This is a genomic window from bacterium, assembly GCA_029210965.1.
GTDB lineage: Bacteria > BMS3Abin14 > BMS3Abin14 > BMS3Abin14 > BMS3Abin14 > JALHUC01.
In genome coordinates, this window is the sequence record JARGFZ010000058.1 from 1 (window position 1) to 12296 (window position 12296).

Genomic DNA, 12296 nt, shown 5'->3' on the forward strand with positions numbered 1-12296 from the left:
GATCGAGCTGATCAAGCAGGTCGAGATCAACGTTGATTACATCCTGATGCTGGTCGAAAAGTACCTGAAGAAGAAAGGCTCGGGCGAAGACAAAGAGATTCGGGCGACTATCGAACGTGCGATCAATGCCAGCCCCAGCTTGCGCAACAAAAAAGACCTCATCGAACAGTTTGTGGATTCCGTCTCTGTGAGCGCCAAGGTCGATGCGGAATGGGTCGCATTCATTACCACCAAAAAGGCGGAGGAACTTGACCGGATCATCGCGGATGAAGGTCTCAACGAAGACGAGACGAAGGCGTTTGTTGACAACGCGTTCCGGGACGGCGCGATCCCGGTCACCGGCAGCGCCATCACGAAGATTCTGCCGCCGGTTTCAAGGTTCAACAAAAACAACGGCCATGCGGTGAAGAAGCAAACGGTGTTGGACAAGCTGGGTGCGTTCTTCGAGCGTTTCTTCGGCCTGATCTGAGGACATGATGATGACGGCGAGACTGGCAGAAGCAGATAGGGGGCACCATGGACGTTACGAATGCGAATCATGTTTGATATCCTTCTTCACGCCACCGTCACCCCCTCTGAAACAACATGCGATCCACTCTCATCAGACGTTTCCACGTTCTGGTAAATCGATGGTCAATCCATCATAGCCAATGAGAATGTGCCCGGCCAGGGTCTTGTCATGCTCCATCAGCCACAGGTCCAGTTCATGGCTCAAATGGATGAAGATCGCCTTCCGGGCTCCGATGACGTCCACGCATTCCAGGGCGCGTTTCACATCGTTGTGATTGCGCGGTGGTCTTTCCTGGGGTGGATAACAACAGTCAAGGACTATGCAATCAGGCCGCCACTGCTTCAGAAACTTCGTGCTGTCGGGCGGCAGGCCGATGGTGTCGCAAAGATACGCAATCCTTGCACCGCCTGCTTCTAGGCAGTAGCCGAAGGTTATTTTGGAATGAATCATCGGCACAGGGGTAACCGTCACGTCACCCATCAGAGTCGGTTCGAATTTCTGTAACCAGTGAAACCTCAGCAATCCGCTGTTTTTATACAGATCGGCACAACCTTCCGGGTCGGGAGGGGACCAGACATCAATCTGCTTCCCCATGCCCCATCGGAGGTGAAACAGACCCTGAACATGATCGGGATGATAGTGGGTGAGCAGGATCGATGATAGCGTCCCCGCAGGGAAACGTTCGGCAAGATCGGTCAATCCCGCGTCGATCAAGAGTCGTGTTCCGCCTGTTTCAACAAGCGCCGTGCTTGGCCGCCGAATGAAACGCGGATCGAGCCTTGCCCGTTCACAGGCCGGACAATGGCAGCCATAAAGCGGCACACCGCCGGCGTCGCCCGTTCCCAGCAAGACTAAACGCAAACCATCGGTGTTGTTCCGTGTCTTCGGCTCATCCAAGGTGTCATGTCCTGGATCAATTTCCCCGGATGTTGGATGAATGTCTGAGTTCAGTGTGCTCATGAACAAATACACATGTCGGACTGTAAACAGTCATTCACGGAATAATGCAGGATGAGACCAATCAACGTATCACCACCTTCGTGAAGCTGTCCGTCGTTATTGACCTTGAGACAGCCCACGAAGGCGTCTGCAAAAACCTGGTGACGCTGCAATCGTTTTTCGACCTGTTCTCTGGTCTCGCGGCCCCGGCTCAGGAGCCGTTCCCGGAGCACGTCCGGGGAAACCTCGATCAAGAGCGGCACCACATCTCCATAGCGACTGACCACGTGGGGCAGATATTCGCGTGAACCGTTCACGATTACGGTCGCGCCGTTTGCCAGCCACTGGTTGATTTCGATGCCGATCCCGTAATGATGGCCGTGGCTCTGCCAATGAAGCGCGAATAGCCCGGCCGCCGCGCGCGAGGCGAATTCGTCCGGGGAGAGCGACACATGGTTCTCTCCTCCGGCGTCCGCAGGACGAGTGATATAGCGATGGGCGAAAACGATATTGGGGTGCCTGGCAAGTTTTTCCCGGGCGTAACGCATCAGGCTGTCTTTACCGCTTCCCGATGCCCCCATGACGTACATGAGTCGGTTTTTCATTGCAGCCCCTCACGCATGATCAAAATACGCTGAGAGTATGGAGGTACCTCCCACCCAGACTTTTTCCGCCTGCGGCAGAGAGCCGAGCATCTTTACGACAACAAGATCCGCGCGCTTGCCAATCGCTATCTCTCCGCGATCAGCCAGGCCTGCGGCGCGCGCAGGATTGACGGTCACCATGGCCACTGCCTGGCAGAGGGAAATATCCGTAAGGGCTGGAAGACGCATGATGGATGGCAGCAACGCCGCTGGGGAATAGTCGCCGCAGAGGCAGTCGGCCACCCCACTCTCGACCACGTCGAGAGCCCGCATGTTGCCCGACTGGGATTTTCCGCGCAGGATATTGGGCGCTCCGAAAAGGGTGGAGAGACCCTTTTCGCGAGCTGCGCGGGCGGTTTCCAGATTGATCGGGAACTCGGAAATGACCGCGCCCAGCCCCTGTACAGTGGTGACCTTGTCCGGCGAGTCGTCGTCATGGCTGGCGATGGACACATTATGCTTCCGTGCCTGCTCGGCCAGGGCCTTCATGCGCTCCATGGCTCCCTGCGCGGCCGCCAGTTTGCGTGTCATGATGGAGTCAAGCGAGTCCTCGTCGGTCTTGTAGGTGCGGGCGAGGTAATCGCGGTAGGTCTCCACGTCGCGGAACTGGCCTTGACCGGGGCTGTGATCCATGAAGGACATCATGTGGGCATCGCCGTTTTCGATGAGTTCAGACAAAACCGGGGGTGCGGTGTCATCGGTGACCTCATAGCGGACATGCACCCGATTATCGACAAGGGCATGGAGTTGCCAGGCTTGAACGGCGCGGGCGATCTCTGCGGCGAAGACGTTGTTGCGCACTCCCAATTCATGATTGGCAAAAGACAGGGCGTGAAATACCGTCGTAATACCGGCCACGGCGTTGCGTTTGTCCGCTTGGGCGCAGGCAAAATCGAGGGGAAAGTGCACGTTTGGCCTTGGTTCGATTTCCTTTTCCAGCGCGTCGCAATGCAGGTCGATCATGCCGGGGATAAGAAGCCTCCCGGAAAGATCGATAATTTCGGTATTTCTCGTATCATCCGGATCAAGGGCGGCAATGCGGCCGTCCTCTATTAAAACGGCGATGTCGTCACGCACTTCGGTTGGGAAAACCACCCGGGCATGGATCAGCAAAGTTCGCTTCATTGTATATTTCCCTCTGTTGTATGAAATTCCGCCCCTTGAGGCGTCAGTTCAACGACCCGGTCCGCGAGTCGGCGGACCAGTTCGGGGTGGTGGAAAACGGCCAGCATGGCGACTCCCTTGGCCTTGATGGCTGAAAGAAGATCGATGACGCGTTCGGTGGTCGCCGGATCAAGACTTGCCGTGGGTTCGTCAAGCAAGAGCAGACGCGGTCTTGAAATGAGCCCGCGCGCCAGGTTGACCCGTTGCTTTTCTCCTCCGGAGAATGTGGCGGGCGGCACATGCCAGAGGCGCTCCGGGACATTGAGAAGACGCAGAATATCGGCGGCGGCGTCACGGGCCGCTGCTTTTTTCTCGCCTCGAACGACCAGCGGCTCCCCGACCACATCCAAAGTGGCCTTTCGCGGCAGACAGTGGAGGAACTGGGTCACAAACCCGATATCACGCTTCCTCAGCTCCAGTATCCGGTGATCCGACGCCTGCGCCAGATCGGTGGTATGCCCGTCCTCGGCGTGATAGAGGATGCGGCCGTCGCGCGGAAGATAGGTGCGATAGACGCATTTCAGAACGGATGATTTCCCGCAGCCGGTCGGCCCCACCAGGGCCGTCATCTCCTTGTCGCAAACCGTCAGGTCGACCTCGGCGCAGGAAGGAATGAACGTTTTCTGCTCGTGCAGGAAAAATCGCTTGTTTAATTTTTCAACTGTCAAAATCGGTGTGTTCACCATGGTGCTCCTTATAATGCGGACGCTATAAGCTGCTGGGTATAGGCGTGCTGGGGGTCTTCAAGTATCTGGTCCGTCAACCCTGCCTCGATGATTCGTCCGTTTTTCATGACGATTGTACGAGTCGCCAGCAAGCGTATGACTCCAAGATCATGGGTCACCGCGATCATTGCCGTGCCGAGTTCCTGTTGGATTTCCAGAATGAGGTCGAGAATCCTGGCCTGGACCGACAGGTCGAGGCCGGTGGTTACTTCATCCAGAAAGAGGACAGGGGGGCTTGTGGACAACGCCTTGGCGATCTGAACCCGTTGTTGCATGCCGCCGGAAAACTTTTTCGGGGATTCATCCATCCGTTCGGGCATGACCTCGGTGCGGGTCAGCAGATCGCGAGCCCGCTCGCGAATTTGGCCGTAATGGGCAAGATCGCTCATGAGAAGCCGCTCGGCGATGTTGCCGCCCGCTGAAAAATTGAAATTAAGTCCAAGATGGGGGTTTTGATAGACGATGCCGAAACGATGATTGCGCAGCCACCTCTGCTCGGCGGCGTTTACGCTGAACAGGTCCCACTGGCGTTCGTCATCAAAAAAAACGGCCTCACCAAGTGATGGCTCTTCATCGAAAAAAAGCATTTTCACGATGGTTGATTTGCCGCTGCCTGATTCGCCCATGATGCCGAAAATTTCTCCGGCATGCAGATCAAAACTTATATTGGCGGCGGCCACAACGGAGCCGCAGTGGGAGCAGATGTTGCTGCCCGCGTCCGGCCCGGTGCTTTCAAGGCAGCGAGGGCACCCGGAGCCGTGAATCTTGCCAAGGTTTTTTACTCCAAGATTTTTTTTCATCGCGAAGCCTCATTTACGGCACTGTGTTGCGTGGACAACCGCTGATGGCAGTAATCCGAGTCGGAGCATTGATAGATCCGCTCGCCGTCATTGTTGGTGAATTCATCCAGAAAAGAATCCGTCGCGCCGCAACGGTGGCAGGATCGCCGCCGCCCCTGTGCGTCGGAAAAGTCCTCCGTCCTGAACGGTACGTCCTCAAAGACCAGGGGTTCCGCGTTGGTATAGGGCGGCACCGCGTATATCTTTTTTTCACGACCGGCCCCGAACAGAATCAGCGCGGGCGACTGGTGAAGCTTCGGTACATCGAACCGGGGAATAGGGCTGGGATCAAGCACGTAATGCCCGTTGATGCGCGTGGGATAGCGGTGCGAGATGGTGATTTCGTCGAAATGGACGATGTCCTCATAAAGTTTGGTCAGCAGCCGCGAATAATCTCCCTCGCCGTGCATGATCTTGCGCCGTGCTTCCGAAGGCTCGACAACGACCAGCGGATCTGGATATGGCACCTGCAACACCAGGGTTTGCGCACTCGTCATCCGCATTTCGGGGAAGCGGTGACGTGATTGAATGAGGGTCGCATCCTGTGTACGTTCCGTGGTGTCCACGCCAGGGCAGGTCAACTCGATAAAATGGCGCAGATTGACCGCGTTCACCGAATCATCCGCTCCCTGGTCGATGACTTTCAGGGTGTCGCCCCGACCGATAAGACTCAGGGTCAGTTGCAGGCCACCCGTGCCGAAACCACGTCCCATCGGCATTTCACGGGAGGCGTAGGGGGTCTGATATCCGGGGATGCAGATGGCCTTGAGAATGTTGCGTCTCACTTCCCGCTTTGCGTATTCATCCAGGAAACCGAAGCTGTATCCCGCTTCGTCCTGCGGCAATTCATAATATGGGTTCATTTTTCGTTTCCTTGTTTTTGCTCCGCTTTCGCTTGTGTCGTGCGCAACCGATCCATGTCCGACTGGAACGTCACGTAATGCGGCATCTTGTAATGATTGGCGAAACCCATGGAATCAACGCCATCGATATGCAGGACAACAAACTCCGGATCTTCGGACGGATTCGCCGGACCTTCCTTCATCCCTTTTTGCAGGGCGCGATCCAATATCGCCATGCTGATCGCCTTGGTTTCGTTGTGTCCGAAGCATGCTCCGTAGCCGAGCGTGAACACCGGCTTGCTCTTGTTGTCGCTGTTTTCGTACATGGCAACCACCTCGCATTCCGTGATGAGCACTTCCCCGGCCTCAATCTCTTCTCCGGTTATTGGATGGGGCAGGAAAACCGGGAGGTAGCCCACGCGCAGCTCGGCGATGGTCGGATGGACATCGCCATAGCCGCGCATGTTGGAATAGGCCAGGGCCAGCAGGGAGCCGGTCTCCGCCCTCGCCATGCTCGCCAGAATGGCCGAGCGGGGAATGGGGAAAATGAGCGGTTCCCGTGTGATATCGAAGGGCTCGATGGCGCGGGCGGGGTCCTGGGGCAGCAGACCCTCGTTTCGCAACGCATCCACAACCTTGGAAAAGGTTTCGGGCAGGGCGCTGGTCGGGGTTTCGCCCATGAATTTGGCGGCGATTCCGCGAAAAATATCGGGAGCTTCGTCCGCCAGATCGATGCGCATGAGCCGTAGCGCGTAATCAAAGGTCGCACCCAGCATCTGTCCGCCGGGTATATCCTTGAACGCGCTGGAAATGCGGCGTATGACGCGCATGCGATTGGTTTCCTGTACCGGAGTGGCCAGCAGACGTGGCTTGGTGGAGCGGTAGGCGCGCAGGGCAAAGGCCGCCTCAAGGGTATCTCCCTGCATCTGTTTAATCGCCAGGGCGGCAAGGCGCGGATGATACAGCCCGCCTTCGGAAACGATGCGGGACGTGAGCAGACGCAGTTGATTCTCGATGGCGGACAGGGAAAGAGGAACGCCTTGTTCCCCTTCGGCGGTGCGCAGTGCTTCCATCGCTTCCAATGAACCCTTGATGGCGATGCCGCCCCCTTTGATTGCTACATATCCCATGACTGTCCTTCCTTTATCGTGATCCGCGTGGTACGGGGGATGGCGATGACACTTGCCGCATCAAAGAGAATCATGTCCACGCCCAGCGGAAACGCTCCGTTCCACCCGCTTCGTTTGCTCATCCATTCCGGGTTGAGCCCCGAGCAGGCGACTTCATTCTCGGACTGAATCCCGGGGCCTCGCATGATCAGGGATTCGCCCCGGCCGATGTGGGTAACGCCCAGGATGACGGTCGCTCCCATCTCGGGGCATTCTAGAGAACCAAGAGCGGGGGAAAACTTCGGGGCGACATCGCCGCGAGCGACAATGAATCTCGCCTTTTCCGGTGCTTCCTTGATTGTTTCGAGTTTCGGCCAGTCCTGGTCGTCAATCAAATAATGCGGATCGGCGACGGTTACTTCTCCATCGGTCAGAGTCGCCAGAATCAGGCGCAGTACCATGTTGTCATGGCCTTGACCCTCCGGCAGCATCGTTTCAAGCGAGCCGGGGAAGGCGAAGGCGTTCATCAGTTGGCGAAAAGCCTTTTGCTGTATGGCTGGTTCCCATACGGATGATTGTGGTTTGCAGATTGGTTGAATCTTCATATCTCATCGTCCTCAGCGGTTTCTTCCAGCAGAGCGAAGTCCACGCGGGTGCGGTCAAGGATCACACGACGCGAAGCTTCGCTACGCGCGAGTCGAAGCGCGCCTTCCTCAAGTAAATGCTCGATGGTTTCGTGTCCGTTCAATCGGTTGGCGAGCATGGCGTCCAAAATGGCGACGTCTCTCGCCAGGCTCGCCCGGTCGTCAAGAATCTGGGCCGCGCCCGCGCCCTTTTTGCCGTTTTTATCGATGACCGTGACCTGGGCGCGGGACAGCGGAGTTTCCCCGATGTAATAGGGTTCCGCCAACGCCCCGTCGCGCAATTGCAGGAGCGCCAGACCCGACTGGGGCAGGGCCTGATCATCGACCCGGCACGGCTCCGTAAGGGTTCGCACAGCTTCTGTAATCTGTTGCGGCGGCAGTGATAAAAATAAACGCGGCCAGTCACGGCGTGGATATGATGTGGAATCGGTCATGTGAGTTTTCCTCTCAACCAGGTTGAAAAATAATCAAAAACGAGAATGACGCTCAGAATCACCAGGATCAGGGCGGCGGATTCATCGTACTTGAACAGTCGTAAGGTATCGTGGAGGGCGAGACCTATGCCGCCCGCTCCGACCAAACCAAGCACTGAGGCCATGCGGACATTCCGGTCCATGATGTAGAGGGTGAAGCCGATGGCTTCGCGCAGAATGGAAGGCCAGCCCGCATACATCACAACCTGACTTCTGCTCGCGCCGGTCGCCTGGACCGCCTCGACAACGCCCTTGTCGATACGCTCCAGGTTTTCGGCGAAAAATTTCCCCAGGAATCCGGCGGTATGAACACCAAGGGCCAATGCACCGGGAAGCGGGCCGAGACCCAGGGCCGCCACGAAAATAAGAGCCAGCAACAGATCGGGCATGGCGCGGAGAAGATTCAGTGTTTCGCGGGCAATCCGGTATGTCACCCTGCCGGGCGTCAGGTTGCGCGCCGCGAAAGGGGCCAGTATAAAAGCCGTGATGAACGCGATGAGCGTGCCCCACAAGGCCGTCGCGATGGTCTGGGCCATGAGTTGTAGATATCTAGACAACTCCGAAAAGTCCGGTGCCGTATAGCGGCTGAAATATTCAGCCATGTCCTCCACGCCATAGAGCAGCGTATGGAAGGAAATATCCAGGTCGAAAACGATCAGCCACAGCAGGGCAATCCATAGGGAGAACCAGATCGGCGCAGGGTTGAACGGTTTTTTTGGGGGTGGCGTTGAGAGTTTTTTCATTTAAATCACCCTCGCCCTGAAATGGCCGGATAGACGATCCAGCAAAGCTACGATGAGGTATATGCCCAAAGCGATGCCGAGGATTCGGTCATAATCGAACAGTCGCATCGCCATGACCATGTCATAGCCGACACCACCCGCCCCGACCAGACCAAGAATCGCCGCAGCGCGGAGATTGTGATCGAGAATGTACAGCGTCGAACCGATGAAATCAGGCATGGCCTGGGGGAGGTAGGCATAGGTTCGGACCTGAAGCCATCCGGCCCCATGCGCCTCGACCCCTTCAATGGGTTTGGCATCGACCACCTCGATGCTCTCGGCAAAAAACTTGCCCATGAAGCCGACCGTCACGAATGACAGGGCCATGACGCCAGGGAGTGGGCCGAGGCCGACCGCCGAGACGAAAACCAGCGCCCAGACCAATTCCGGCAATGCCCGCATGAACGAAAGCAAGCTTCGCGTAACGTGGAAAACCACCGGGTGGGGGCTGGTGTTTTTCGCCGCAAGAAAGCCAAGGGGCAGGCTGATTACCAGGGCTATGCTCGTGGCAAGCAGCGTCATTTCGATGGTCTCCAGCATTTTCCTCAAAAGTTCGGGCAAATACTCAACGTCCGGCATGACGAGAATGTTGCCAAGAAAGCTCAGGAGGCGGGGAATGGACGCCACCAGACGCAGAGGGTCGATTTCCGCGATGGGAGCGGCCCAGGCCAACAAACTGCTGACGACAACGAAAGAAATCACGACCGCGAAAGATGGAAGCCCGTTACGCGTAGGCCAGCAAAGGGGCAGGCTGTTGTTCATCATTGGCTTCCTTCTTGGTGTGATAGATTTGGTCAAGTGTGCGCTGATCAAGTTCATTGGGATGACCGTCAAAAACGATTTGCCCCGCATTCACACCGATGACCCGGGAGGCAAAACGTTTGGCCAGATCCACCTGATGCAGATTGACGATAACGGTTATTCCGTCGCGGTCACAGATCTCCCGCAGGAGTTGCATGATTTCTTCACTGGTCACCGGATCAAGGCTTGCAACCGGCTCGTCGGCCAGCAGAACCCGGGGCTGTTGCGCCAACGCCCGGGCAATCCCCACGCGCTGTTGCTGCCCGCCGGAAAGCCTGTCGGCCCGATCCCAGGCGCGATCAAGCAGACCTACCCGGTCGAGGGCCTGAAAAGCGTGATCCATGTCGTTTTTGCGAAAGAGATACAGCATGCTCCCCACCCAGGAGCGGTATTTTAACCTGCCGGTCAGTGCGTTGGTCATGACGGACAGGCGGCTCACGAGATTGTAATGCTGGAAGATGATCCCCACGTCGCCGCGCACCTCTCTCAGATTCAATCGGTTGACGACCCGATCCGCCACTTTCACCTCGCCGCTTGTCGGCAGCTCCAGCCCGTTGATCATCCGAAGCATGGTGGATTTGCCCGCTCCTGAAGGCCCGATGATAGCCGTCAGGCTACCTGGCGCGAAGTCAACGCTAACGCCGTGCAATGCTTGAAAACCATTGCCGAATTTCTTTGTAACCCCTTGCAGGGAAATGCTTGCCATTTGCTGGCCTCCTTATAAAGAAGGATGTCGCGCCGCATTCGCGCGGCGCTGCATCCGTAATTTGTTGTCTGAGCGAGTTGCTGTGGAATTACTTAAGCAATTTCTTTTTCTTCAACCCAAGCTCCCGCACCATGTCCCGGACGACCTGGTAGTCAGCAGGAGTTACGGCGACGTAATGGCTCAACTCACCGTAGCCCGTGACCTGGATGTCCTTATGGGCACCCAGAATCGCATCCCGGATCTTGACTTTCAGATCTTCGGGAAGATCCTTGCGGTAGCAAAGAGGTGAACCGGGCAAGGGATCGGATTCCAGCAGAACACGGTTCGTTTCCTTGGTGATCAGGCCTTTTTTCAACATTTTGCCGTAGGTGATGTCGTTGTCGGCGGCGGCATCCACGGTTTTGTTCTTGACCGCCAGTTCTGCGGCGTCATGGGAGCCTGCATAGGTGAATTTGCCGAAGAACTCCTGAGGCATCATGCCGGTGGCCTTTTTCACCATGAATGTGGGCATCAACCCTCCAGAAGTGGAAGCAGGGTCGACAAAGGCCACGTTTTTGCCCTTCAGGTCCTGAATAGTCTTGATGGCGCTGTCACCCGGAACGACAAAAATACTCTTGTAGGTGTGGGAGTCGCTGCCCTTGCGGATACCGGCCGCGAAGGCCTCCGCGCCAGCTTCCTGTTCGGCGAGGTAATAGGACAGAGGACCAAACCAGGCGATATCGACTCGCTTCTTGCGCATCGCCTCGATAACGCCGGTATAATCGGTGGCGGTAAACACTTTCACTTTTTGGCCGGTTTTTGATTCGAGATAGGCCCGCATCGGCTCGAACTGCTTGACCATCTCCTCGTTGTTCTCGGCAGGGATCAAGCCCATGATGAGTCCCCCGGCCATAGCCGGAACCGCAAGCATCGTGAATGCCGCCACTCCCGCGCAAAACGCGCCGATTTTCTTCATAAACACTTTCATCTTTCTCTCCTTATCTGGTCTAGTTATCTAGACATGTTCAGACCGCCCAAGCATGTCATGGCAAATGAAAATACGCGACTCATGTTAGCTTTGTGTGCCGCATGCGTTACAAATTGGTTAAATATTCACCTCCACTGGTTGGCTTGTCTGGCACCCCGGTGGGGCACCCCGGTGGGGTTCGTTCTCGCCTTTCACACTTTTCGAAAAACCCTTGTGCCACGGTGGGGAAAATTGGGGGTAACCCCGGGGGGCTGACGTTTACCTCATCTCTGCCAGGAGGCGAGATAAATAAACAGGTTGAATTGCAAGTATTGTCCGTCAGGGGATTGTCCCCTCCCGACCACATCTGTGCAACTCTGCAACTACGTCCCTCGACCTGATCCTCCGTTAGGTGAAGGTGTCTACTTTAGCGGGGGAAAGTCAAGGGCGGCTCCACCGCTTGGTTAGGCTCTGTCCTCCCTTTGCTCAGCTGATCGCCTATTCCGGTGAAACTGAACACCTGTTCCGCTTGAAACTGCACACTGAATCCAGGGCAAACTGAACAGTAGTCGGAGCGTAGCGACGCTGGTGTTTTCTTTTTACCCTAAGTGTTCAGTTTGGTGCAATGGATTTGCTTGTTTTCTCATAGATTCTTCTTTCAGATTGATTTTGTGAGCGTTGTGTATGATCCGATCGAGAATGGCGTCGGCGATGGTCGGATCCCCAATGGCCTCGTGCCACGCTTCGACGGGTAATTGGCTTGTGACGATGGTTGATTTTTGTCCGTACCGGTCTTCCATGAGTTCGAGCAGGTCGTGTCGCTGGCTGGAGTTCATGGGCGCCATACCCAGATCATCGAGGATGATGAGGTTGGTTTTGGCCCATGTCATCATCAGTTTTGGATACCTGCCGTCCGCTTTGGCTATGGCAAGTTCTTCGAACATCTTTGTCATGCGCCTGTAGAGGGCTGAGTATCCTTCCAGGCACGCTTTATGGGCCAAGGCACACGCCAGATATGTTTTTCCAACGCCTGTGGGCCCTGTGATGATGAGGTTCTGGGCCTTACTGACCCATTGGCACCCCGCCAGTGAGAGGTGCAGTGGACCCCAATGTCAAGACCACTTTCCTTTGAACTTAAGGTGTATCCTCTCCGTGTAAGAGGCGGAGCGCT

General features: G+C 56.3%; 14 protein-coding genes and 1 pseudogene. 1 reads left to right on the forward strand and 14 read right to left on the reverse strand.

Features of this window, described 5'->3' with window-relative positions; translation table 11 throughout:
* A partial coding sequence (locus tag P1S59_13480) for a type I restriction endonuclease subunit R (GenBank protein ID MDF1527250.1) occupies window positions 1-469 on the forward strand: 469 nt, incomplete at its 5' end.
* 132 nt (window positions 470-601) lie between these two features.
* Here the strand turns inward: P1S59_13480 and phnP are convergent.
* The 14 genes and pseudogenes from phnP to istB all read right to left on the reverse strand — a co-directional run bounded on the left by phnP (window position 602) and on the right by istB (window position 12213).
* A complete protein-coding gene (gene phnP, locus P1S59_13485; GenBank protein ID MDF1527251.1) occupies window positions 602-1372 on the reverse strand; it encodes a phosphonate metabolism protein PhnP in 771 nt (256 codons plus the stop codon).
* Between the two features lie 95 nt (window positions 1373-1467).
* On the reverse strand, window positions 1468-2055 hold the full coding sequence (gene phnN, locus P1S59_13490; GenBank protein MDF1527252.1) for a phosphonate metabolism protein/1,5-bisphosphokinase (PRPP-forming) PhnN: 588 nt from the start codon (window positions 2053-2055) through the stop codon (window positions 1468-1470).
* Between the two features lie 9 nt (window positions 2056-2064).
* The gene (locus tag P1S59_13495; protein MDF1527253.1) at window positions 2065-3219 is read right to left on the reverse strand and encodes an alpha-D-ribose 1-methylphosphonate 5-triphosphate diphosphatase; all 1155 of its coding nucleotides are present in this window, start codon (window positions 3217-3219) and stop codon (window positions 2065-2067) included.
* Entirely contained in the window at window positions 3216-3944 is a 729-nt protein-coding gene (gene phnL / locus P1S59_13500) for a phosphonate C-P lyase system protein PhnL (GenBank protein ID MDF1527254.1), read from the reverse strand. The genes P1S59_13495 and phnL overlap by 4 nt, the downstream gene beginning before the upstream one ends.
* Window positions 3945-3952: 8 nt before the next feature.
* The gene (locus P1S59_13505; protein MDF1527255.1) at window positions 3953-4783 is read right to left on the reverse strand and encodes an ATP-binding cassette domain-containing protein; all 831 of its coding nucleotides are present in this window, start codon (window positions 4781-4783) and stop codon (window positions 3953-3955) included.
* Window positions 4780-5685, reverse strand: a complete 906-nt coding sequence (locus P1S59_13510; GenBank protein MDF1527256.1) for an alpha-D-ribose 1-methylphosphonate 5-phosphate C-P-lyase PhnJ — start codon at window positions 5683-5685, stop codon at window positions 4780-4782. Before P1S59_13510 ends, P1S59_13505 begins: the two co-directional genes overlap by 4 nt.
* On the reverse strand, window positions 5682-6794 hold the full coding sequence (locus P1S59_13515) for a carbon-phosphorus lyase complex subunit PhnI (GenBank protein ID MDF1527257.1): 1113 nt from the start codon (window positions 6792-6794) through the stop codon (window positions 5682-5684). Before P1S59_13515 ends, P1S59_13510 begins: the two co-directional genes overlap by 4 nt.
* Window positions 6782-7378 carry a phosphonate C-P lyase system protein PhnH gene (phnH, locus tag P1S59_13520; protein MDF1527258.1) on the reverse strand — a complete coding sequence of 199 codons (597 nt, stop codon included), beginning with the start codon at window positions 7376-7378 and terminating at the stop codon, window positions 6782-6784. The genes P1S59_13515 and phnH overlap by 13 nt, the downstream gene beginning before the upstream one ends.
* Window positions 7375-7851, reverse strand: coding sequence for a phosphonate C-P lyase system protein PhnG (gene phnG, locus P1S59_13525; GenBank protein MDF1527259.1), 477 nt, complete (start codon window positions 7849-7851; stop codon window positions 7375-7377). The genes phnH and phnG overlap by 4 nt, the downstream gene beginning before the upstream one ends.
* A complete protein-coding gene (phnE, locus tag P1S59_13530) occupies window positions 7848-8633 on the reverse strand; it encodes a phosphonate ABC transporter, permease protein PhnE (GenBank protein ID MDF1527260.1) in 786 nt (261 codons plus the stop codon). The genes phnG and phnE (P1S59_13530) overlap by 4 nt, the downstream gene beginning before the upstream one ends.
* Entirely contained in the window at window positions 8634-9434 is an 801-nt protein-coding gene (gene phnE, locus P1S59_13535; protein MDF1527261.1) for a phosphonate ABC transporter, permease protein PhnE, read from the reverse strand. It abuts the gene before it with no gap.
* Window positions 9397-10179 carry a phosphonate ABC transporter ATP-binding protein gene (gene phnC / locus P1S59_13540; protein ID MDF1527262.1) on the reverse strand — a complete coding sequence of 261 codons (783 nt, stop codon included), beginning with the start codon at window positions 10177-10179 and terminating at the stop codon, window positions 9397-9399. Before phnC ends, phnE (P1S59_13535) begins: the two co-directional genes overlap by 38 nt.
* An 88-nt stretch (window positions 10180-10267) precedes the next feature.
* Window positions 10268-11146: a phosphonate ABC transporter substrate-binding protein gene (gene phnD, locus P1S59_13545; protein ID MDF1527263.1), complete on the reverse strand. Its 879-nt coding sequence runs from the start codon at window positions 11144-11146 to the stop codon at window positions 10268-10270.
* A gap of 578 nt (window positions 11147-11724) precedes the next feature.
* Window positions 11725-12213 (reverse strand): annotated as a pseudogene (istB, locus tag P1S59_13550) (IS21-like element helper ATPase IstB).
* Window positions 12214-12296 lie beyond the last annotated feature (83 nt).

Excerpts from the sequence above, each read along its gene's own strand:
- phnN (MDF1527252.1), bottom strand. The coding sequence starts at position 2,055 with ATGAAAAACCGACTCATGTACGTCATGGGGGCATCGGGAAGCGGTAAA.
- P1S59_13495 (MDF1527253.1), bottom strand. The coding sequence starts at position 3,219 with ATGAAGCGAACTTTGCTGATCCATGCCCGGGTGGTTTTCCCAACCGAA.
- phnL (MDF1527254.1), bottom strand. The coding sequence starts at position 3,944 with ATGGTGAACACACCGATTTTGACAGTTGAAAAATTAAACAAGCGATTT.
- P1S59_13505 (MDF1527255.1), bottom strand. The coding sequence starts at position 4,783 with ATGAAAAAAAATCTTGGAGTAAAAAACCTTGGCAAGATTCACGGCTCC.
- P1S59_13510 (MDF1527256.1), bottom strand. The coding sequence starts at position 5,685 with ATGAACCCATATTATGAATTGCCGCAGGACGAAGCGGGATACAGCTTC.
- P1S59_13515 (MDF1527257.1), bottom strand. The coding sequence starts at position 6,794 with ATGGGATATGTAGCAATCAAAGGGGGCGGCATCGCCATCAAGGGTTCA.
- phnH (MDF1527258.1), bottom strand. The coding sequence starts at position 7,378 with ATGAAGATTCAACCAATCTGCAAACCACAATCATCCGTATGGGAACCA.
- phnG (MDF1527259.1), bottom strand. The coding sequence starts at position 7,851 with ATGACCGATTCCACATCATATCCACGCCGTGACTGGCCGCGTTTATTT.
- phnE (MDF1527260.1), bottom strand. The coding sequence starts at position 8,633 with ATGAAAAAACTCTCAACGCCACCCCCAAAAAAACCGTTCAACCCTGCG.
- phnE (MDF1527261.1), bottom strand. The coding sequence starts at position 9,434 with ATGAACAACAGCCTGCCCCTTTGCTGGCCTACGCGTAACGGGCTTCCA.
- phnC (MDF1527262.1), bottom strand. The coding sequence starts at position 10,179 with ATGGCAAGCATTTCCCTGCAAGGGGTTACAAAGAAATTCGGCAATGGT.
- phnD (MDF1527263.1), bottom strand. The coding sequence starts at position 11,146 with ATGAAAGTGTTTATGAAGAAAATCGGCGCGTTTTGCGCGGGAGTGGCG.